Raw genomic sequence first — 20729 nt, forward strand, 5'->3', positions numbered from 1 at the left:
GACCTTTAGTGTGTACACTAAAAGTCGCTTTTACACTATCATAAGATGTTATTTTCTTAACAAATTCCTACTGGCTGACAAGATATACTTAGTGGACAGTTTGCTGTTGGAGGGCATCCATTTGTTGGACACGCTGCACTTGGACAAGCATTAGACCCACAATTCACTGTAGCACAGTTAGTTTCTATGTCAGCAAGACAAGATCGTGTTCCTCTTCCTCCTGTTACTTCTGATGATTTCAAATTAGAAACAATGTTTTTGTTTAAGGTAAGTCCGTTGTGTTTAAGATTCTTTTTTTTCATGATTTTGTGTATTTAATTTGGTTTAATCTTAACTATATTAATCTATTGGTGCTGAACAGATTCCTATTGGTTGACAAGAAATGGTACCACAGTTTGCTGTTTGTGGAGGACATCCGTTTGTAGGACATACATTTGTAGGGCATGCGCCAGAAGGACAATTATTTGTGTGATTACAACCTACTGTTTTTGCACAGCCTGTATCTACATATTGAAAACACGAGTTTGTTGCTCCTCCAGTTACTGATCCAGATTCTAAGCTAGAAATTGCTCTTTTGTTTAATTTGAGTCCATTGCGATGTAAGTTCTTTTTTTTCATGATCCTGATTTTTGGTTTATACGATAAATGTACTCGTATTTACAATCATCTTACGCATAGAAAACCTCACTTATTGTATCTACAAACCTTATTTAACATTTTAATTTAATCCACAAATTCCTACTGGTTGACAAGAAATTGACGGAATACATAACTCTGTTGGTGGACATGTGTTTGTATACGGACAACCCAATGCTGTTTGACACGTTCCTGTTAAAGCGCCACAATTAGTATCTGCGTCTGCAAAGTTGGAAAAAGTACCTAAGGTTCCTCCTTTCAACTCTTCTACTGAAAGGCTTGATACTACTTTTTTGTTTAAACTAAGTCCGTTGTGTTTGAAGTTCTTTTTTTTCATGGTATGTTATTTTAAAAAGTTAATAACACAAGTTACTTCTATTTAAAATCTGTTACGCATAAAAAACCTGACTAATTTTACTCTAAAACCCTAATTAACATTTAATTAGATTTTATTGAATGATTAGATCCTGAAAACCTTTTGTAATGTATTTTTGAATATTTCCGTATTGATCTCTACTCACCACATATGCATCTACATCTTTTAATTCACTTAAAAGTTTTTTTGTTTTTTCATATGGCATTACCATAAATGCTGTAGCATATGCATCTGCTTTCATACAGTTTTCTGCAATTACAGAAACACTTAATACGTTGTTTTTCATTGGATATCCTGTTTTAGCATTTAGGATATGTACGTAGTGATCTCCCGTTTCTGGGTCTACTCTAAATTTTCTGTAGTTTCCCGAAGTTGCCATCGCTTTATTTTCAAGCGTAATTAATTCTATGTATTGACGTTCGTCACTATCTTGAATTGGACTATCGATAGCTACTGTCCATTTTTTTACTTTTTTGGTGTTCTTACCTTTTGATAGAATTTCACCACCAACTTCAATAATATAGTTTTTGATACCGTTTTTATCAAACATTTCACCAATTAAGTCAATTGCATATCCTTTCCCAAGCGAGTTAAAATCGAAAGTCATTGATGGATGTTGTTTAATTACTTTCCCTTCACTTGTTATACTTACCTTATCAAATCCTGTAAAAAGCATGATACTGTCCACTTGTTGTTCCGTTAGGTTATTGATTGGTTTTTCTGGACCAAATCCCCAAGCATTTACTAAAGCGCCTACACTTGGATCAAAGAAACCATCCGTTTTCTCATAGACTTCTCTTGAGAAATCATATACAGTTTTAAAATAATCGTCAATTACAACTTCTTTTTCTCCTCTATTGATTCGAGAAATATCAGAAGTTGGTAGATATGCTGAAATTGATTGATTTACTTCATGAAATACGTTTTCAATTTCATTTTGATAATTAACATTTTCATTTGAAGTTTCATATTGAATGGTATACGTCGTACCTAGTGCAAAGCCAGTATTTGTTTGCATGATAATATCTTGCGGCTTCCCACACGATGTTATTAAAAAAGCTATGCACATGTATAGGGGTAATGTAATTGCTTTCATCTATTATCTTATTTGTATTAAACCATCATAATCTAATATGTATGGTTGATTCTTTTTTACTTCTTCTAAAGGATTATCTGCATTTCCTAATCCAACACCAGCGAAAAATAATTCTGCTTCAAATTTTTCTACATGTTGTTTGAATGTTTCCATCCATATGGCATCATATTCTTTTGGATCTTCTGGATACATCACAGCTTTTACAAGCACAAACTTCTTTTTGTTGTTTTTATCAATACATACAAATTGAGGATGTTTTTTGAGCTTACTATTTACTGCTAGAAATTCATATCCCTTTTCTTCCAATTCTTTTCCTACGATATTCATCGCAAGATTATGTAATTCTTGTTCTGTTAGTTTTTCCATAATATACATGAATCCAATACTAACAACTACGAAAGTATTGGTTAATAGTAGTGTATCTCATTTTTAACATTATTTTTTTGACGAATATCGATAAAATGCATTTTTCACCGAACAAACTCAATATCAATGCCTCACAATACGAGATATTATTTTTTCACAAAGGTAGTTGCTATACTAGTATTTTCCGAATTTTAATGGTATTTATCAAATTTATCCGCAATAAAGGCTAATTTGATAAAATATTTTTAAGGTTTTTCTTCGTCTAAATCGTATCCAAAGTTGATTCCTTTTTGCGAACGTGGAACTCCTTTTGTCATCCATGTTGGAGCTGGTGCATTTTTTAAATAGTGATCAAAAAACTGCATCATTCGAATAGAAAGGTCTTGTTTGTTTTTCATTTTACGCAAGTTGTGCGCTTCATTATTATACACTAACATCCAAGCTGGTTTTTGTAAGCGTCGCATTCCCATAAAGAGTTCTATTCCTTGGTAATACGGAACGGCTCCATCATTGTCGTTATGCATTATGAGTAAAGGTGTTTGCACATTAGGCAAACTGAATAACGGAGAGCTTTCTATGTATTGATCAAACCCTTCCCAAAGTGTTTTTCCTATACGACTTTGTGTTTTTTCATATTGAAACATACGACTCATTCCACTTCCCCAACGAATACCACCATACGCAGATGTCATATTACTTACGGGCGCTCCAGCCATAGCAGCTTTGAATTTGTTTGTTTTCGTAACAAGGTATGCTACTTGATATCCTCCCCAACTTTGTCCTTGTATCGCCATTCTACTGCTGTCAACATAGCCTTTCTTTTCCATTGCTTCTACACCAGAAATTATACAATTGAACGCATCTTTTCCTGGCTGACCTGTATTGTATACAATGTCTGGTGTAAAAACAATGTAATCATTACTTACCAAGTATGTTTCATTTATTGTTGATGCACTCGGTTTTGGAATTGTATGATAGTTGAGACCTTGAGAACTTCTTTCGTAGAAGTATACAATCATTGGATATTTTTTAGAAGGATCAAAATTTTCAGGTTTGTGTACAATTCCTTCTAATTTTTTTCCATCGTATGATTTCCATGAAACAAGCTCAGAAGTTCCCCATTTAAAATCTTTTTGATGCGAATTGACGTCAGTAATTTTTTCACCTGTTTTAAAATTATCCGTTGTGACATACAGATCACCGTAATCTGTAAAGCTTTCCTTCTGGTATATGACTATATTGTTGGACGTCGCTTTTTGGATATTGAAAACTATATTTTTCTCTGGTTTTATTTTTTCAACAAGTTTTCCATTATCTAAAAAATAAATACCATTCGCTTTTACTTTTTCATCAAATCCTACCAAGAATAGTTTGTTATCTATGTAACCTGCATTCCAATAATTTTCTCTATCGAATCTTCTTGTTCTAAATGTTATTTTTTGTTTCCTTCCAATTTTGGTAATATTTTTAGCTTTTTTTGATCCGTCGATAGGAACGCTCCAAATATCATATTTATCATTAAATAATATGTTTCCTTCTTTATCTAATCCGGAGGAACCGTAGAAATAAGGAATTGATGGTGTATCATGGTCTTCGTTATCAAAAGCAACCTTGATATCTTTTGTAAGGTTGTATTTTTTAAATGTTTTTAGGTTGACAGACATCCAATTTTTGGTGTCATAATCAAAATATACGGCATGTTTACCATCATTAGTTATATCTAATCTTGTGATGGTTTTTTTGAATAATAAACGCTTGTTCCCTGTTTCAAGATCAATGACATAATAATCTTTTCTAGATCGTGCTAACCAAGTTTCTAGTTTGTAAGGTGTGTCATCAATTCCTAAGGCATACTTGTTTGTATATTTATCATTCAATATTACATTATCAATAATATCGTCCTGAAGTTGAACATATTTTCTACCTTCTAAGTCAAAATAGTACAAACGTGTTTCTTCTTCTAGCAAATCTTCAAGTACTTTTTGTCTTGGTTGTGTTATTTTATCATTCCAATTCCACACATCTACATCTGGAATTTCCTCTGCGATAAGCGTTGTATCTTTTTTATAGTTGCTTTTTATTTTGGAGTAAAAGTACAATCGTTTTCCATCTTCAGAGAATCTAAGACTGCTTTTAGTACTAAGTGTTTGCTTTTTACCTAAGCGCAATTCTTCATTTTCAACTAAAGGCAATACATTATTTTTATGGTATACAAATAATTTTAACGGCACAGAATCCGTTTTAACAGAATCTCTTTCAGCAAGATACGCAAGTTGATTCCCTTGTTTGTTTACACTTAGTTTTTTGTAATCGAATAGTGATGTGTCAATTACTTTTTTTGATTTTGAAGCTACGTTATAAGCAAATACTCCTTTTGCTTTTTTCTTACGTTTTTTACTTTTTTTTGTGTAATAAAATGTAGTTCCTTCTTCTGGAAGTATAACATTTTTTATGTCAAAAATAGTGTCTTGTTGTTTCGTTTGAAGATGATATACAAGTGCATAATCATTTTTCCAAGCTGGCAAACTATCGCCTTTTATAGAATCTTTTTTGTTTTTAAATTTTTCAATAACGATGTACTTGCTATTCTTTTTTGGAAGAGTATACTTTTTTACGTGATGAATAGAGTCGTAAAGCGAATTATTTACCGCATCGTATATGTAGAGTACATCTTTTACTTTGTTTTTATCTTTTACTTTCTCTTTCTTTTCTCTTCTTTTTTCAGCATATGTTGCAGGTTTTTGAAAAATTACAAATTTTTCATCTTGTGATATATTACTAGAAATGCCATTGAAATACGTAGCTTTTTGTTTCGTTTCTGTATTGTAAATTTCAAGATAACCATCACCTCTTTTAGTTGTTGTTCTTATGGTTGTTACTATGAGTTTTCCATTTTCAGAAACTTTAGTATTGTTGATGTTTTTCCATAAGTCATAATCATCGTGTGTGATTGCTCTTTTCTGTGCGAACGTAATTCCCATTGTTAAACAACAAAGTAGTAGTAATATTTTATGCGTCATTGTATTGGTTGAGTATTTTAAGAATTAAATATAGCTAGATTATTCTTTTTTATTCGCTTTTTCTGTCATCTTAACAATATTTCTGACAAAAAAAAGATCGTTTATTGAGTAAACGATCTTTTTAATATGTGTTGAATTATAATTTCTATCCTCCGAAATCATCAAATCGGATATTTTCATCTGGAATTCCGAAATCTTCTCCCATTTTCTGAACCGCTTGGTTCATTAATGGTGGTCCACAGAAGTATAGTTCAATATCTTCTGGTGTTTCATGATGATTTAAGTAGTTTTCAATTACACAGTTGTGAACAAATCCTACGAAACCATCTCCTTCAGCATCAATGTTTTCTTTGATTTTCCAATTATCTTCTTCTAATGGTTCAGATAACGCTAAGTAGAACTTAAAGTTTGGAAATTCTCTTTCTAATTCATAGAAGTGCTCTAGATAGAATAATTCACGCTTAGAACGTCCTCCATACCAATACGTAACTTTACGTCCCGTTTTTAAGGTTTTGAATAAGTGATACAAGTGTGAACGCATTGGTGCCATTCCAGCTCCACCTCCAACATATAACATTTCAGCTTCAGACTCATTGATAAAGAACTCACCATAAGGTCCTGAAATTGTTACTTTGTCACCCGGTTTTTGTGCAAATATATATGATGATGCTACTCCTGGATTTACATCCATCCAAGCGTTTTTAGCTCTATCCCATGGTGGCGTAGCAATACGAACATTTAACATAATTTCACGTCCTTCCGCTGGGAAGGAAGCCATAGAGTATGCACGTTCAACAGTTTCATTGTTTTTCATCACTAAAGGCCATAATCCGAACTTATCCCATTCTTTCTGGAATTTGTCTGGAGTTTCATGTTCTTCAGGATGCGCAGTGATATCAATATCACTATATTTTATTTCACATTGAGGAATTTCAATCTGAATGTATCCACCTGCTTTGTAACCCATATCTTCTGGAATTTCAACTACAAATTCCTTAATGAATGATGCTACATTATAGTTACGAACAACAGTAGCTTCCCACTTTTTAATTCCAAATACTTCTTCTGGAATTGTAATGTTCATGTCTTGCTTTACTTTTACTTGACAAGCTAAACGCGCTCCATGCTGTAACTCTTTTCTTGTAAAGTGAGGAACTTCCGTTGGCAATGCTTCTCCACCACCTTCTAATACGTGGCATTCACATTGAATACATGTTCCACCACCACCACAAGCTGATGGTAAGAATATTTTTTCTCCACCTAAAGTAGTTAAAAGTGTACTTCCTGAAGCTACTTCAATTTCACGCTCACCATTAATTGTAATTTTTACAGGTCCTGATGGTGATAATTTTTGCTTAACAAATAGCAATAGAGAAACCAATACTAAAGTGATTAGTAAAAAGGCCGCTACCGTTGCTACTACTGTTCCTAATGTACTTGCTGCTAATATCATATTACTCAATTACTTTTGTATTGTTAGCGATTTCATTTGTAATACTGTTTTTTTGCACAGTTTCTACTTGAGCTGTTTTCTCTTTGTCTTTTTTGTCTCCTTCATCATCTCCACCAGTTAACATTCCTCCAAAGCTCATAAATCCAATTGCCATTAAACCAGTAATGATAAATGTAATTCCTAAACCTCTTAATGCTGGTGGCACGTTAGAGTATCTGATTTTTTCACGAATAGCTGCAATAGCTAAGATTGCTAAAAACCATCCAATTCCTGAACCAACTCCGTATGTAGTTGCCAATCCTAAGGTTGCAATTTCTCTTGATTGCATAAATAATGATCCACCTAAGATTGCACAGTTTACTGCAATTAATGGTAAAAAGATACCTAATGAGTTGTATAGTGATGGAGAAAACTTCTCTACAATAATTTCCACCAATTGTACCATGGTTGCAATAGTTGCAATAAACATGATGAATGATAAGAAACTTAAGTCGTAATCTGCATATTCTGCTCCTAACCAAGATAGTGCTCCAGGCTGTAAGATGTATTGATCTAATAGCCAGTTCAATGGTACGGTAATCGCAAGTACAAAAATAACTGCGGCTCCAAGACCAACGGCTGTAGATACTTTTTTAGATACAGCTAAGTATGAACACATTCCTAAGAATGTTGCAAATACCATGTTATCTATAAATATTGATTTGAAAAATAATTCTATATGTTCCATATGTTTTAGTATTGAGTTTTGAGTAATTAGTGTTGAGAAGTTTCAATTCTCATAACTAACATCTCACTACTATTTTTAGTCTTCTATTAACGCTTTGTTTCTTGTACGTTGGATCCAAATGATAATTCCTACTACGATTAATGCCATTGGTGATAATAACATAAAACCGTTGTTTTCGTATCCATAAGCATATAATCCTGTTAGCTCTCCTGGGATTGGATTTCCTAATACAGGATATCCTAATAACGTTCCTGAACCTAATAATTCTCTAAAGAATCCTACAATAATTAAGATAATTGCATATCCTAATGAATTTCCAATTCCATCTAAGAATGAACGCCAAGGTCCGTTTCCTAATGCAAACGCTTCAAAACGCCCCATGATGATACAGTTTGTAATAATTAATCCAACAAATACAGAAAGTGTCTTACTTAGTTCGTAAGCAAATGCTTTTAGCACTAAATCTACAATAATTACAAGTGTTGCTACAACAATTAGCTGTACAATAATTCTAATTTTTGATGGAATAATGTTTCTCATTAATGAGATCACCACGTTACCTACTGCCAATACAAATAATACGGATATAGACATTACAATAGAAGCTTCTAGTTCTGCCGTAATTGCCAAAGCTGAACAAATACCTAATACCTGAATTGTAATTGGGTTATTGTCTGCTAATGGGTCTAAAATTAATCTGCTATCTTTTCCCATAACTTATTATTTGTTTTTTAATTTATTGAAATATGGTAAATACAATTTCAAATCTTTTTTGATCATTACTGTAACACCATCTCCTGTAATTGTTGCTCCTGCAATAGCGTCAACTTCATTATCGAGTTTATCGTTATTTTTTGGATCACCATTTCCTTTTGCAACAGTAATTCCTTTGAATTCACCATTTGCATTTAATAAATGTTCTCCAATAAAATCGTCCATAAAGAAACGTTGCTTAATGTTTGCTCCTAAACCTGGTGTTTCTCCTTTATGATCAAAATACGCTCCTTGTACGACCATATTTTCATCTAAAGCTACATAACCCCAAATTGCATCCCAAAGACCTTTTCCTCTAATTGGTGCTATATAAAATGTTTTCCCATCTTTTTCACCAACAAATAACGGAAGCCTTCTAGTTTTTCCAGCTTTTGCTTTTGCTTGTTCTTTTTTAACATCTATTAAATAAGCTGTAGTATCTTCAGCTACACTACCATTTTCAATTACAAGCTGCTTTTTGATATACTGTCCAAATAATTTAGGAGCGTCTTCAGTAGATACAAAATTTGCACTTGTACCTTCATTCTCGTTTACACCCATAGCATACAAAATATTTTGTTGCTTTTCTAAACGCTCATTTTCTTGAATCATTGGCTTTAGTGCTGATGCTAAATACGCTAATAACGCACCTACGATCAATACCATTCCTATGGCAAAGATTATGGTATATGAATTTTTATCTGTTCTCTTTTCCATCGTTAAGCTGTTTTTACTTTTAGACGTTTCAATCTTTTCTTTACGTTTCCTTGAACCACGTAATGGTCAATTGTTGGAGCAAATACATTCATTAACAATATTGCTAACATTACTCCTTCTGGATATGCTGGGTTGAATACACGAATCATAATTGATATAAAACCTATTAAGAAACCATATATCCACTTCCCTTTATTTGTTTGTGCTGCGGTAACTGGATCTGTTGCCATAAATACAGCTCCAAAAGCAAATCCACCAATGATTAGGTGATGCCAAAATTCAGTATTCATTAAAGCGTAGAACTTACTTGATTCACTAATTAAATTAGAAGCAGCAACTCCATTGAATATTAATCCCATTGCCAATGCTCCTAAAGCAGCTGACAACATAATTCTCCAACTTCCAATTTTCGTGAAGATTAAAAACAATCCAGCTAACACGATTAACAAAGTTGATGTTTCTCCTATTGAACCAGGAATAAACCCTAAGAACATATCTGATACTGAATATCCTAATTCTTTTCCTTGTGCCAATCCTCCAAGAATTGTTTCTCCTGATATTACGTCAGGTGCAACTCCTTCTGCAAGATTTTGAACTCTTGGATCTGCTCCATGAACCCAAACCTTATCCCCTGACATCCATGTTGGATATGCAAAGAATAAGAAAGCTCTAATTGTTAATGCTGGATTCAAGATATTCATTCCTGTTCCTCCAAAAACTTCTTTTCCAATCACAACTCCAAAAGCAACTGCTACTGCAAGCATCCAAAGTGGTGTATCAATTGGAACAATCAATGGAACTAACATTCCTGTTACTAAGTATCCTTCTTCTACTTCATGCTTTTTAATGATCGCAAATAATACTTCAATTGCTAAACCAACTCCATAAGATACTAGTAGTAGTGGTAATACTTTGATTATACCAATCCAAGCTGCATCCCATGATAAGAAATCTACTGGTTCTCCAATAGCATTAAAATGCTGATAACCTGCATTGAATATTCCGAATATTAAACATGGAACCATTGCCATGATTACCGTATTCATCGTACGCTTTAAATCGTCCGCTACTTTAATGTGCGTTCCATTATGCGTTGTTTCGTTAGGTAAGAATAAAAACGTATGCAACGCATTAAATGCTGGCAACCATTTTTTGTCTTTATTCTTTTCTTTGAAATTATGTAAATTATTTTTTAAACTCATTATCCGATTTCTTTAAGCATTAAGTCTAAACCTTCTCTAATAATCTTTTGATGTGGTTGTTTTGACACACACACAAATTCTGTCAATGCAAAATCTTCAGGAGCAACTTCGTACATTCCTAAAGCTTCCATTTCGTCTAAATCCTTGTACATACATGCTTTTAATGTTTGCATTGGATAAATATCTAACGGAAATACTTTTTCGTACGTCCCAGTTGTAACAAATGCACGATGTTCACCGTTTGTATTTGTATTTAGATCATATTTTTTATTTGGCTTCAACCAAGAAAATGTAAGTGCTCTAGATACACTTACTTTATTGAAGATTGGCTTATTCCATCCAAAAAACTCGTAATCGTCTCCTTCAGGAATTGCAGTTACTTGGTTGTCATAATATCCTAAAGTTCCTGTTTCTCCTTGTTGCTTTCCGCTTAATACATTCCCACTAATAATTCGTGTGTTATCTGCATTAATGTTTCCTGCAACTAAATCTTTCATACTTGCACCAGCAATTGCTGTTACATACTTTGGATTTGTTATTTGAGAACCTGTGATAGCAACTGTACGTGTAGCATTGAATTTACCTGTAAGTAACACTTCACCAATGACTACTAAGTCTTGTGCAGTAACGGTCCAAACAACTTCTCCTTTGTTTACAGGATCAATTTTGTTGATATGCGTTCCTACGTTTCCTGAAGGATGCGGTCCTGAAACCGTATGTGATTGTGTTCCTGCAACATTTGCTAACGGTGAGTTTCCGCCTTTCTTAGTTGTTACATGCACACTACCTTCTGTTAGTTGCGTCAATGCTGTCAATGCTGCTTTCAATGCTGCTTCTTTTCCAGCTAATACATAATCGTAATCTGGAGCTAAAGGAGCACTATTGTATCCTGAAACAAAAATTGCTTTAGGAGCTTTCGCTGGATTAGCAATAACATCATATGGACGTTGTTTGATAAATGGCCAACAACCTGCAGCTAGCAAATGTGCTTTTACTTCATCACCAGACATTTTTGCAGCATCTTTTTTGCCAAAATCGTGGTGTTCTTGAGTTGCTGCTGCTGAAATTCTAATTTCTAGAATTTTTCGCTTAGCTCCTCTAACGATTTCTGCAATTTCTCCACTTACTGGAGAAGGAAAAAGTAATGCTTCGTCTGATTTAGAATGGAATAGTGCCTCACCGGCTTTGATTTTATGACCAACTTTCACTAACAACTTAGGGATGATTCCGTGAAAATCTTCTGGCTTTACCACATAAACACTACTCGCTTTCGCTGCAATCGTAGTAGTTTCTGCTTCGCCAACAAGCTTAATATCTAAGCCTTTTTTTATGCGAATGTCTTTTGACATAGTTATGGATTTTTTTTCTAAAAAACGTGCAAATTTAAGCATTTATACACTCAACTGAAAGTCATTGAAGAACTATAAAATTTATTTATATTGATTCTAAATTAACATTTTACCACCTCGTTTTCTCCCCATTATTGATGAAACCTAGTTTAGGCATGCATTTTGCGTATCTTTGTAAAAATTGAAATCAATGATGCTTCGTAATTTTTACATTTTTATTTTCTTATTGAGTTGCACTCTTTCTGTAAATGCTCAAGCCAAGCCATTAGAAGAAGTTGCACCTCCAAATTTTATTAAAAGTATTATTTTATCAGGATCAAATGACGGAGATCAGTTTCCCGTTTTGCAATTAGGAGATCCTTTACGCATTACTTTTGATGATGTGAATGGTGATGAAGTTGATTATTATTATAAGATTGTACATTGTAATTACGATTGGACGCCTTCCAATCTTGCGAAAGCACAATACATGAGAGGTTTTGACAATCAACGTATTATAAATTATGAGAACTCATTTAACACCTTACAATTATATTCTAATTATAGATTGACGATTCCTAATAATTTTACTACACTACTGCTTACCGGAAACTACATGCTTTCAATTTATAATGATGATGACGAATTGATGTTTTCTAGAAAGTTTATTGTATACCAAAATGCTGTTAATGTGAGTGCTGCCGTACATCGCACACGCGATTTGAGCACTATTGATAAAGATCAGTTGATTCAGTTTGAGATTAATTCGCCAAATCTATTTTTGAGAAATCCTGAACGTGAAGTTAAGGTTGCCATTTTACAGAATTACCAATGGAATAGAGCCATTATGAATATAAAACCTCAGTATACTTTAGGCTCTAAATTGATGTATCGCTATAATACTGAAACAAGTTTCAGAGGTGGAAACGAATTTTTCAATTTTGACAATAAAGAGATTAGAGGAGGAAATATTAGTATTGCCCGAATTGAATTACGTGATGTGTATCACAATTTTTTACATACAAATGGTACACGCGCAAACGAACCTTACACTTTCAATCCGGATGTAAATGGTAACTTTTTAGTAAACACTATTCAAGGTGACGATCCTTCTATTGAGGCAGATTATGCCAAAGTACATTTCTCACTAAATAATTACATGACACTAAAAAACAGTAAAGTATACGTATACGGACGATTTAACAATTATGCTTTGACAGAAGAAAACCAACTATTTTACAACCCTGAAACAGATTTATATGAAGCTGAAATTTTGCTAAAGCAAGGCTTCTACAATTACAAATATGTAGTTGTAAATGGTAAAAACGAATTGGAACATGCAAAAATTAGCGGCTCTTATTTTCAAACAGAAAACGATTATTTAATCATTGTCTATTTTAGAAAATTCGGAGAAGTATACGATAGCATTATCGGAATTGGCTCTACAAATTCAAGCGTAATTAAGAATTAAAACCAACTTTCTCTTACAAATACGTTAAATTTTCAGTCGGGTTTTAGAAAATAATTATAAAATTCGTATTTTTGAGTGTATTGCATTTATAACCACAATTTGCAATTACCTTTATTTCGAATGATTCAACAAGTAACCAGAGGTATTAAAATTTCAGTAGAGACTAGCTTTGAAGGCACTTTCTACAAAAACTACAAAATGCATTTCGCATTTGGTTATGAAATCACGATTGAAAATCAAAGTAAAGATTCTGTTCAACTTACTTCTAGGCATTGGCAAATTTTTGACGCTTTAAATAGCATTGAAATTGTTGATGGCGAAGGCGTTATTGGAAAAAAACCAGTTTTAAAGCCAGGTGAATCGCACACGTATCAATCAGGTTGTTTACTTTCATCTCCTATTGGAGCCATGCGCGGACATTATAACATGGTCAATTTCACAACTACAAAAAAGTTTAGAGTTGTTATTCCTACCTTTAAGTTAAGTGCGCCATTTGCACTTAATTAGTATTTAGCTCAGCATACAAATTTAAGATTCAAAGAAAACAACTAACTCTGTATTAACAAGTTACTCAAAATCTAATACATTTTCTGCATCAATTAGATAAGTTAAGGCATCAATTTTTTTATACATTTTGTTAAAAAAAATACGTTGTTCTTTTTTTCCTGCACTAGATAATAGTTTTGAGTTTCGCATTTGTCGTTGTAAATGCTGATCAACTTGCGTTAAAGTTTGTGTATCACTTGTTTTATAGTACGACAGAATTGTATACGGAACAAAAAGTGTTTTTATAATTGGTGTTTTAACCAAAACCGTATTATTCATCAATAATAATTCATTGTAATAAAGTTGATATTGTAGATCATTAGCAACTTTTTCTTCTACCATTTCCACTAATTTCTTCAAATCATTACACAGTTTTATTGCGATATCATTTGTCAACAATGTTGATTTGTAATAGAAATGAATTTGCTTTAACGTACTATTAATAGTAGTTATATCCCAGATTTCAGTCACTTTTAAGTTTGCATATAATTCTCCCAAACGAGAAGCTGCACTTACTAAAGAAACCGAAGGTGCAAAGTTTTCAAATGCAATTCCATTATTTTCTTCAGATAATAACTGCAGCCAAACATACATTTTAAAACGTGATAGTAAGTTATCTGAAGAAGTATAGAAAATAGGTAAATCTTTTGCAGAATAAATAATTTCAGAATCTTTCATTGCTAAGATTTGCCTCAAATTTTCATGAGAAGCTTTAAAGTAAGTTTCTAAATCTTCCTGCGAAGTAATTACTTGTGTTTTTTCCACTGCTACCACATTTTGCAAACCGATTTCGTACAATTGATCTATAGACATGTTAAAATGTCTTGACAATTTGATTGATTCTTCCAATGATAATTTACTTTTCAAACTTGTACGCCTGTGCGCAGCATCGTAACTAATATCCAACACTTCAGCAACCGTATCAATTAACGAAGTGTTTTTCGGTAATACTTCTTTTATTTTTGACAGAAAGAACTCTTGCATTTCATTTGTGATTTTCACAAAAATAAATATTACCAATTGCTATTCCTATGATTTTCCTTGTATTTATTACAATACTTTTGAATTATCACATTAAAACTGAATCAATATGAAAAACATACATTATATATTTCTGTTATTTATCGCAACATTAAGTTTATCAAGTTGCGCTTCTTTTTCAACAAAAATCATTCAAGATAAAACAACAAAACTTACCAAAGAAAATGTTCAATCTATTGAAGGAACTTATGCTATAAAATCTCATAAAGCTACTTTTTTATCAAACAACAGAAAAGTGATATCTTATACAAATCTTAAAAGAAACTCAACTATAGACGTTTTAACAACCAAAAAAATGTTTGATTCATTAAGTATAGAAAAATTAGTTGTTGACATTAAAATTCTAAAGAAGAATAAAATTACTTTCATCTACAGAAACCAAGATTCTATAGTCCATAAAGAAACTGTCAAATTAAAGATTAGAGGCAATGGAATGTTGCATTTGAAAAACAGACACACACATATAACTGGCGTACCATTGATTTTTGGTGGAGTTGATATTTCAAGATCAAGAATTGGACTTAGCACAGAAAATGAATTGTTTATTAATTCCGTGCACTATTCCCAAAGAACTGCTTTGGTTTTATTTGGTGATGACAGAAGACTTAATCAAACATTCTATTTCAAAAAAGTTCAATAAATAGCATTAACTAAATACAAATTACTCAATAGCTAACAAATAATCTTTTTCGAAACTAAAGTAATAAATTGTATCACCTTGTTTAATATTACAATACAAACAGTTTGAATTGTGTATGAATTGATACGGTTGTTGAATGTCAAAAGTAGGATCGTTCACTTTAAAAATACCATCTACATCTATATTACCATATGGTGCTATTCTACGAATCCTATAACTAAATGACATTGCCGGAAGCGGATGAATTTCAAACCAAGTTCCGCAAGCAATTCCAGGTAACCATTGTGCATTGTCTGCAACTCCTTCAACATGTTTAGGTTTTAAAGTTCCGACAAAATTTGGTTCGTATCCTTTTAATTTATCTAAAAAACATCGCAATGTTTCTTTTCGTGAAGTTGATGTAAATAGCCCAATACCTTTTTCAGTAACTTCATACACGTCAGTTTGTGTATTAGCCAACATAACGTTCCCAACAGTACTTGGCGTAAACCAAGTAGATTTTTTTAAAGCTTTTCTAACCTTATCATCTGTTAAAGAAGCTATTAATGTTGTTGTGACAAATCGAGCACAATTACACGATTCCTTTCGAAAAGCCGCATAATACATAGAACCTTTTCGCTGCAATTGGGCTATACATGTTAATGCTTTTTCATAATTTACTGCATCGCAAACAGAAGCTAACAACTTCCCTTCTCCATGTGTAAGTTGTGGATTTGTTGCTAAGAATTGTAGAATTTCATCAAGATTGGTGATTTTCCCACCTACAATTTTTGCTTTCAAAGGAAAATCGAGTTCACGGTCTCTTTTCTTTCCTCTAATTCTTCCATGTGGTTCTTTTGTGATATATCGACCAAAGTCATGATACGCTAAATCTCCTGTTTTATTATCAATGAGCACCAAAGCAGCATGCCCAGCTCGTACATATTTTTTCTTACCAATACCAATGAACCGAAGATATGGAGAGTACCATTCTGCCGCAGTCATCACAATAGTGTCAGGATATGCTAATGTTAGTATTGTACCAGTATTACTCATGTACTATAACTGCTGAATTTAAAGAAATTTCACTTTTTGAATCTGCGTTAACATCTAGATATTTCATCGTAATTGCATCTTCTTTTTTTTCCACTTGCGTGATACTAATTGTTTTCACTATTCCTCTATCCATCATTGCATCAATACTAGGATCGCCTATTCCTGCATTTTGATGAAAATCTAATATTGACATTGCAGTAAGTTCGTTTTTTTGTTGAAAATCTGTAAACCATTCACGTCGCAATTGCTTCATTTCACCTGTATACAACGTAGAAGACGACCAAATATGCGGAATTATTAACGATAGTTTTCGAAAGTGTTTTTGAGTTCCATCCCAAACGAATTCAAACAATTGAATTTCATTATTCCAATCAACAATTACCATTGTAAATGGTTCTATTTCGTTAAGATTATAAATTTTTACCGTTTCCTGGATAGTATTTGTTGCTAAAAAATCTTTCACTACAATTCCTCTACTATGACGATATTCCGGCAAACGCTCATGAGTTTCAAAACCTCCATTTAGTAAACAAACAACACGTTTTTTATTACTCATTCCTATCCAAGTTCCTCCAGAAAGCACATCTTTCGGGTAAACCATTTTTGCACCTAACACATCATATGTAGCGGGCATATTTGCAACACGTGCAGGGAATTCATCACGACTTGAAGTTAATACAAACTCCTGATTTCCTTTATAAATAAAACTTACTGTGCACATAGAAAGCTTGGTCTAACTTTAAGTGAGCAACTTACAAAATTTTTCTGTAGTTATTGCTTAATTATACAAATGTATGTTTTTTCATAAAAACCGACTTATAAAAGGTTTGAGACAACAAAAAATGGACTGCCTTTTACGGCACATTTTTTTGTATCTTTGCATCGCAAATTTTTAATCAATACACAATTAAATATATCACCTATGGGAAAAGGATTTTTTCAAGTTCCAACTGCTATAAATGAGACGGTAAAATCGTACGCACCAGGAACACCTGAGAGAGCAGCTGTTACTGCGCAATACGATGCTTATTTTAATGGAAACGTAGATGTTCCTATGTACATTGGTAGTGAAGAGGTAAAAACTGGAAATACCAGAACAATGACACCTCCACACGATCACCAACATGTTGTAGGAACGTATCATTTAGCAGAAAAAAAGCATGTAACACAAGCTATTGAAACTGCCTTAGAAGCAAGAGAAAAGTGGGCGCAATTAACATGGGAACAACGTGCAGCTATCTTTTTAAAAGCTGCTGAATTAATCGCTGGACCGTACAGAGCTAAGATTAATGCCGCTACAATGATTGCACAATCTAAAACTGTGCATCAGGCAGAAATTGACTCTGCTTGTGAATTGATTGACTTTTTACGTTTCAACGTAGAATTTATGTCTCAAATTTATGAAGAGCAACCAGATTCAGCTGAAGGTATCTGGAATCGTGTTGAGTACAGGCCATTAGAAGGTTTTGTATATGCAATTACACCTTTCAACTTTACAGCTATTGCTGCTAACTTACCTGCAAGCGCTGCCATGATGGGGAATACTGTTGTTTGGAAACCAAGTGATAGTCAAATTTTCTCTGCAAAAGTAATTGTAGATATTTTTAAAGAAGCTGGAGTACCAGATGGTGTTATTAATGTTGTATATGGTGATCCAGTTATGATTACAGATACTGTTTTGGATAGCCCAGATTTTGCAGGAGTTCACTTTACAGGTTCTACTTATGTTTTTAAAGAACTTTGGAAAAAGATCGGAAACAACATTCACAATTATAAAACTTATCCTAAAATTGTTGGGGAAACTGGCGGAAAAGATTTCATCGTTGCGCACCCAAGTGCAAACCCTAAACAAGTTGCTACAGGAATTACACGTGGTGCTTTTGAATTCCAAGGACAAAAATGTAGTGCTGCTTCAAGAGCATATTTACCTAAGTCAATGGCTGACGAAGTTATCAATTATGTAAAAGAAGATGTTGCTTCTTTCAAAATGGGATCACCTGGCGATTTAGGAAACTATATTACGGCGGTAATTCACGAAGGTTCATTTGACAAACTTGCTAAATATATTGATCAAGCTAAAGCGGATGCCGATGCAGAAGTTATTATAGGTGGAGGTTATGACAAATCGAAAGGATATTTTATAGAACCAACAGTTATTATTGCAAAAGATCCTAAATACACAACTATGGAGACTGAATTATTCGGTCCAGTGATGACTATATATGTATATGAAGATGCAGATTGGTCAGCAACATTAAAATTAGTTGATGAAACTTCCGAATACGCTTTAACAGGAGCTGTATTCTCTGGAGATCGTTATGCTATTGACGAAGCTACAAAAGCATTGGAAAACTGCGCTGGAAACTTTTACGTAAATGACAAACCCACTGGTGCAGTTGTAGGACAACAACCATTTGGAGGCGCAAGAGCTTCAGGAACTAATGATAAAGCTGGTTCTGCTCAAAACTTATTGCGTTGGGTTTCTCCTCGTTTAATTAAGGAAACTTTTGTTACTCCTATAGATTACAGATACCCATTCTTAGGATAATCCTAATAATTATATAAATTCAAAAGCCAGTATAAATTTATACTGGCTTTTTTTATTCTTTATATTATTGTTATTTATGGTTCTATGGATTTAACATGGCCCAAAAAAAGTACAGCAAACGCCCATTCCATTTTCATCATAATGCCATAAATCACTAAGCGCTCCTCCTTTTAATTCTTCTACCTCAAAGTTTGAAACTACTTTCTTGTTTAAGCTAATCTTTTTTAAATTTCTTTTTTTCATGATATAAAATTTTGATTAATGTTTTAAAAATACACACTCAAAATCATTTTTCGGTACGGTTTCACCGTAAGAATCTATATCTCAAACATATGAATAAAAAAAGCGACTCAATTGAGTCGCTTTCTATTTTTAAGAATCCAAGAGAATTCTAGCTAATTATAATTATTAGTTTGCTTGGAAATCTTTATCTACTCCTACATGCGCACCGTTCACGTTAAGAACTTTTCCGTCTGCTGCTACGATTAAAGCAAGAATTGACATTTCGTTTGCATTGTTTACTGTACTTGGAACAGGAATACTAAACACTTCTTCATTCTTAGTACCACCTGCAATGTTAGGGATAGCATCACCTAAAACATTTGTAATAGAGTGTCTTAAAGTATGGTTGTGTACAAATTGAGAAATTGGATCAGCTGCACCATAATAACTTGTATAGTTAGCTTGAGAAGCTACGATTCCATCTTCAAGAATCATTACTACTAATTTAGCGCCTGGTGCGTTTGCAGCAAATGCTGTACTTACATATACATCTAATTGATTTCCTTTTAATAAAGAGTTTATAGATAAACCTGAAGTTGTAGTTCCGGTAGCTAAGTTTGTAGCTTGTGCAACATTACTTGGCTCTGGGTATGTCCAATCAACATCTCTATTTAATACCGCTGTAGGATATCCAGATGTAACATATATATTATCTAAAGTAGCTCCATAGCTGTTCGCCATTGGATCACCACTATGCACAGCATTAACAAATACTCTATCAGATTGTGCTTCAACAAGCTCAATAGCATATGCTACTCTCGGGCACCATCCACACCATGTTCCTGTATAATCTTCAATTAATGCATTTTTAGCAAATGTTCCCGGCGCAGTTTCACCAGTTACAGCAACCATAAAATCATCAGAAGTAATAGCATCTTTTGTTGCTACAACTGTAAGATCACCCATTTGAGTAGCCATAAATCTATTACCTGTAATTGCAGTTCCGTTTACAGAAAGACTTGCATCACTTGTAATTGTATATTCATTTCCTAAAGCATCAGTTCCGATAACTGTAAAGTCAGCAGTATCTCCTACTTTTATACTAGTAGTAGCACTTTCAACTCGTAATGCAGTAATAGGTCCAGCAGTTACTTCGATAAAAAGCTGAACACTTGTTAATTGCTCATACGTAGCTTTTACTGTGTATGTTCCTGGTGCACTAGCCGTGAAAGAGCTTCCTGTAATATCAGCATTGTTAATTGATATTGTAGAACTAGAAGTTACATCAGTTCCATCATTTCCTTTTACTGTAAAAGTAACAGCATTACCTACTTCTACTGAATTACTACTTGCCGTTACAGTAATTGAAGTAATTGCAGATCCTCCTCCTCCTGGAGCTGGAGTTGTTCCTCCGTCGCCGTCTGAATCGCTACTACAAGAGTAAACGAATAAAGCACAAACAGCAACTAAACATTTTAAGATGTTTTTTGTTTTCATAAGACTTTTTTTTTGTTTATAAAGTTTGGTTTTGGTGTAATTGGGGTCTAATTTA

Annotated in this window: 21 protein-coding genes; 4 read left to right on the forward strand and 17 right to left on the reverse strand. The window is 33.3% G+C overall.

Features of this window, described 5'->3' with window-relative positions; genetic code table 11:
* Positions 1-56: 56 nt before the first annotated feature.
* The 12 genes from Q0828_RS05060 to Q0828_RS05115 form a co-directional block, all read right to left on the reverse strand.
* Positions 57-302, reverse strand: a complete 246-nt coding sequence (locus Q0828_RS05060; protein WP_298418261.1) for a hypothetical protein — start codon at positions 300-302, stop codon at positions 57-59.
* A gap of 37 nt (positions 303-339) precedes the next feature.
* A complete protein-coding gene (locus Q0828_RS05065) occupies positions 340-618 on the reverse strand; it encodes a hypothetical protein (RefSeq protein WP_298418262.1) in 279 nt (92 codons plus the stop codon).
* 100 nt (positions 619-718) lie between these two features.
* The gene (locus Q0828_RS05070) at positions 719-973 is read right to left on the reverse strand and encodes a class I lanthipeptide (RefSeq protein WP_298418263.1); all 255 of its coding nucleotides are present in this window, start codon (positions 971-973) and stop codon (positions 719-721) included.
* Between the two features lie 112 nt (positions 974-1085).
* Positions 1086-2108, reverse strand: a complete 1023-nt coding sequence (locus tag Q0828_RS05075; protein WP_298418264.1) for an FAD:protein FMN transferase — start codon at positions 2106-2108, stop codon at positions 1086-1088.
* A 3-nt stretch (positions 2109-2111) separates the two neighbouring features.
* Positions 2112-2477, reverse strand: a complete 366-nt coding sequence (locus Q0828_RS05080; protein WP_298419521.1) for a Na(+)-translocating NADH-quinone reductase subunit F — start codon at positions 2475-2477, stop codon at positions 2112-2114.
* A gap of 242 nt (positions 2478-2719) precedes the next feature.
* The gene (locus Q0828_RS05085) at positions 2720-5455 is read right to left on the reverse strand and encodes a prolyl oligopeptidase family serine peptidase (protein WP_298418265.1); all 2736 of its coding nucleotides are present in this window, start codon (positions 5453-5455) and stop codon (positions 2720-2722) included.
* Between the two features lie 184 nt (positions 5456-5639).
* Positions 5640-6947, reverse strand: coding sequence for an NADH:ubiquinone reductase (Na(+)-transporting) subunit F (nqrF, locus tag Q0828_RS05090; protein WP_298418266.1), 1308 nt, complete (start codon positions 6945-6947; stop codon positions 5640-5642).
* Position 6948: 1 nt separating this feature from the next.
* Positions 6949-7674, reverse strand: coding sequence for an NADH:ubiquinone reductase (Na(+)-transporting) subunit E (gene nqrE / locus Q0828_RS05095; RefSeq protein ID WP_298418267.1), 726 nt, complete (start codon positions 7672-7674; stop codon positions 6949-6951).
* 75 nt (positions 7675-7749) lie between these two features.
* A complete protein-coding gene (locus tag Q0828_RS05100; protein WP_298418268.1) occupies positions 7750-8388 on the reverse strand; it encodes an NADH:ubiquinone reductase (Na(+)-transporting) subunit D in 639 nt (212 codons plus the stop codon).
* Positions 8389-8394: 6 nt separating this feature from the next.
* The gene (locus Q0828_RS05105; RefSeq protein ID WP_298418269.1) at positions 8395-9144 is read right to left on the reverse strand and encodes a Na(+)-translocating NADH-quinone reductase subunit C; all 750 of its coding nucleotides are present in this window, start codon (positions 9142-9144) and stop codon (positions 8395-8397) included.
* A gap of 2 nt (positions 9145-9146) precedes the next feature.
* Positions 9147-10346, reverse strand: coding sequence for an NADH:ubiquinone reductase (Na(+)-transporting) subunit B (locus Q0828_RS05110; protein WP_298418270.1), 1200 nt, complete (start codon positions 10344-10346; stop codon positions 9147-9149).
* Positions 10346-11695: a Na(+)-translocating NADH-quinone reductase subunit A gene (locus Q0828_RS05115; RefSeq protein ID WP_298418271.1), complete on the reverse strand. Its 1350-nt coding sequence runs from the start codon at positions 11693-11695 to the stop codon at positions 10346-10348. The genes Q0828_RS05110 and Q0828_RS05115 overlap by 1 nt, the downstream gene beginning before the upstream one ends.
* Positions 11696-11885: 190 nt before the next feature.
* Between Q0828_RS05115 and Q0828_RS05120 the strand changes: the two genes are divergently transcribed.
* Together Q0828_RS05120 and apaG are read left to right on the forward strand one after the other, a co-directional pair.
* Positions 11886-13145, forward strand: coding sequence for a DUF5103 domain-containing protein (locus Q0828_RS05120; RefSeq protein WP_298418273.1), 1260 nt, complete (start codon positions 11886-11888; stop codon positions 13143-13145).
* Positions 13146-13265: 120 nt separating this feature from the next.
* Positions 13266-13652: a Co2+/Mg2+ efflux protein ApaG gene (apaG, locus tag Q0828_RS05125; protein WP_046757257.1), complete on the forward strand. Its 387-nt coding sequence runs from the start codon at positions 13266-13268 to the stop codon at positions 13650-13652.
* 60 nt (positions 13653-13712) lie between these two features.
* Here apaG and Q0828_RS05130 read toward each other — a convergent pair whose 3' ends face one another.
* Complete coding sequence (locus tag Q0828_RS05130) at positions 13713-14693, reverse strand: hypothetical protein (RefSeq protein ID WP_298418276.1); 981 nt, start codon at positions 14691-14693, stop codon at positions 13713-13715.
* 88 nt (positions 14694-14781) lie between these two features.
* Here Q0828_RS05130 and Q0828_RS05135 point away from each other — a divergent pair, with 88 nt between their 5' ends.
* Complete coding sequence (locus Q0828_RS05135; RefSeq protein ID WP_298418277.1) at positions 14782-15372, forward strand: hypothetical protein; 591 nt, start codon at positions 14782-14784, stop codon at positions 15370-15372.
* A gap of 21 nt (positions 15373-15393) precedes the next feature.
* Here the strand turns inward: Q0828_RS05135 and Q0828_RS05140 are convergent, their stop codons facing one another.
* Positions 15394-16407, reverse strand: a complete 1014-nt coding sequence (locus Q0828_RS05140) for a DUF6695 family protein (RefSeq protein ID WP_298418278.1) — start codon at positions 16405-16407, stop codon at positions 15394-15396.
* Positions 16400-17128 carry an NRDE family protein gene (locus tag Q0828_RS05145; protein ID WP_298418279.1) on the reverse strand — a complete coding sequence of 243 codons (729 nt, stop codon included), beginning with the start codon at positions 17126-17128 and terminating at the stop codon, positions 16400-16402. Before Q0828_RS05145 ends, Q0828_RS05140 begins: the two co-directional genes overlap by 8 nt.
* Positions 17129-17329: 201 nt before the next feature.
* Here Q0828_RS05145 and pruA point away from each other — a divergent pair, with 201 nt between their 5' ends.
* Positions 17330-18955, forward strand: coding sequence for an L-glutamate gamma-semialdehyde dehydrogenase (pruA, locus tag Q0828_RS05150; RefSeq protein ID WP_298418280.1), 1626 nt, complete (start codon positions 17330-17332; stop codon positions 18953-18955).
* A 90-nt stretch (positions 18956-19045) separates the two neighbouring features.
* On the opposite strand, the gene Q0828_RS05155 is transcribed toward pruA, so the two are convergent.
* The gene (locus tag Q0828_RS05155; RefSeq protein WP_298418281.1) at positions 19046-19198 is read right to left on the reverse strand and encodes a hypothetical protein; all 153 of its coding nucleotides are present in this window, start codon (positions 19196-19198) and stop codon (positions 19046-19048) included.
* 165 nt (positions 19199-19363) lie between these two features.
* Positions 19364-20674 (reverse strand): Omp28-related outer membrane protein, encoded by a 1311-nt coding sequence (locus Q0828_RS05160; protein ID WP_298418283.1) that lies wholly within the window; start codon positions 20672-20674, stop codon positions 19364-19366.
* Positions 20675-20729 lie beyond the last annotated feature (55 nt).

The sequence above is a fragment of the uncultured Kordia sp. genome (assembly GCF_947496985.1).
Lineage (GTDB): Bacteria > Bacteroidota > Bacteroidia > Flavobacteriales > Flavobacteriaceae > Kordia.

Excerpts from the sequence above, each read along its gene's own strand:
- Q0828_RS05145 (WP_298418279.1), bottom strand. The coding sequence starts at position 17,128 with ATGTGCACAGTAAGTTTTATTTATAAAGGAAATCAGGAGTTTGTATTA.
- Q0828_RS05140 (WP_298418278.1), bottom strand. The coding sequence starts at position 16,407 with ATGAGTAATACTGGTACAATACTAACATTAGCATATCCTGACACTATT.
- nqrF (WP_298418266.1), bottom strand. The coding sequence starts at position 6,947 with ATGATATTAGCAGCAAGTACATTAGGAACAGTAGTAGCAACGGTAGCG.
- Q0828_RS05115 (WP_298418271.1), bottom strand. The coding sequence starts at position 11,695 with ATGTCAAAAGACATTCGCATAAAAAAAGGCTTAGATATTAAGCTTGTT.
- Q0828_RS05105 (WP_298418269.1), bottom strand. The coding sequence starts at position 9,144 with ATGGAAAAGAGAACAGATAAAAATTCATATACCATAATCTTTGCCATA.
- Q0828_RS05155 (WP_298418281.1), bottom strand. The coding sequence starts at position 19,198 with ATGAAAAAAAGAAATTTAAAAAAGATTAGCTTAAACAAGAAAGTAGTT.
- Q0828_RS05085 (WP_298418265.1), bottom strand. The coding sequence starts at position 5,455 with ATGGGAATTACGTTCGCACAGAAAAGAGCAATCACACACGATGATTAT.
- Q0828_RS05065 (WP_298418262.1), bottom strand. The coding sequence starts at position 618 with ATGAAAAAAAAGAACTTACATCGCAATGGACTCAAATTAAACAAAAGA.
- Q0828_RS05135 (WP_298418277.1), top strand. The coding sequence starts at position 14,782 with ATGAAAAACATACATTATATATTTCTGTTATTTATCGCAACATTAAGT.
- Q0828_RS05120 (WP_298418273.1), top strand. The coding sequence starts at position 11,886 with ATGATGCTTCGTAATTTTTACATTTTTATTTTCTTATTGAGTTGCACT.
- Q0828_RS05110 (WP_298418270.1), bottom strand. The coding sequence starts at position 10,346 with ATGAGTTTAAAAAATAATTTACATAATTTCAAAGAAAAGAATAAAGAC.
- Q0828_RS05060 (WP_298418261.1), bottom strand. The coding sequence starts at position 302 with ATGAAAAAAAAGAATCTTAAACACAACGGACTTACCTTAAACAAAAAC.
- Q0828_RS05070 (WP_298418263.1), bottom strand. The coding sequence starts at position 973 with ATGAAAAAAAAGAACTTCAAACACAACGGACTTAGTTTAAACAAAAAA.
- pruA (WP_298418280.1), top strand. The coding sequence starts at position 17,330 with ATGGGAAAAGGATTTTTTCAAGTTCCAACTGCTATAAATGAGACGGTA.
- Q0828_RS05160 (WP_298418283.1), bottom strand. The coding sequence starts at position 20,674 with ATGAAAACAAAAAACATCTTAAAATGTTTAGTTGCTGTTTGTGCTTTA.
- Q0828_RS05075 (WP_298418264.1), bottom strand. The coding sequence starts at position 2,108 with ATGAAAGCAATTACATTACCCCTATACATGTGCATAGCTTTTTTAATA.
- nqrE (WP_298418267.1), bottom strand. The coding sequence starts at position 7,674 with ATGGAACATATAGAATTATTTTTCAAATCAATATTTATAGATAACATG.
- Q0828_RS05100 (WP_298418268.1), bottom strand. The coding sequence starts at position 8,388 with ATGGGAAAAGATAGCAGATTAATTTTAGACCCATTAGCAGACAATAAC.
- apaG (WP_046757257.1), top strand. The coding sequence starts at position 13,266 with ATGATTCAACAAGTAACCAGAGGTATTAAAATTTCAGTAGAGACTAGC.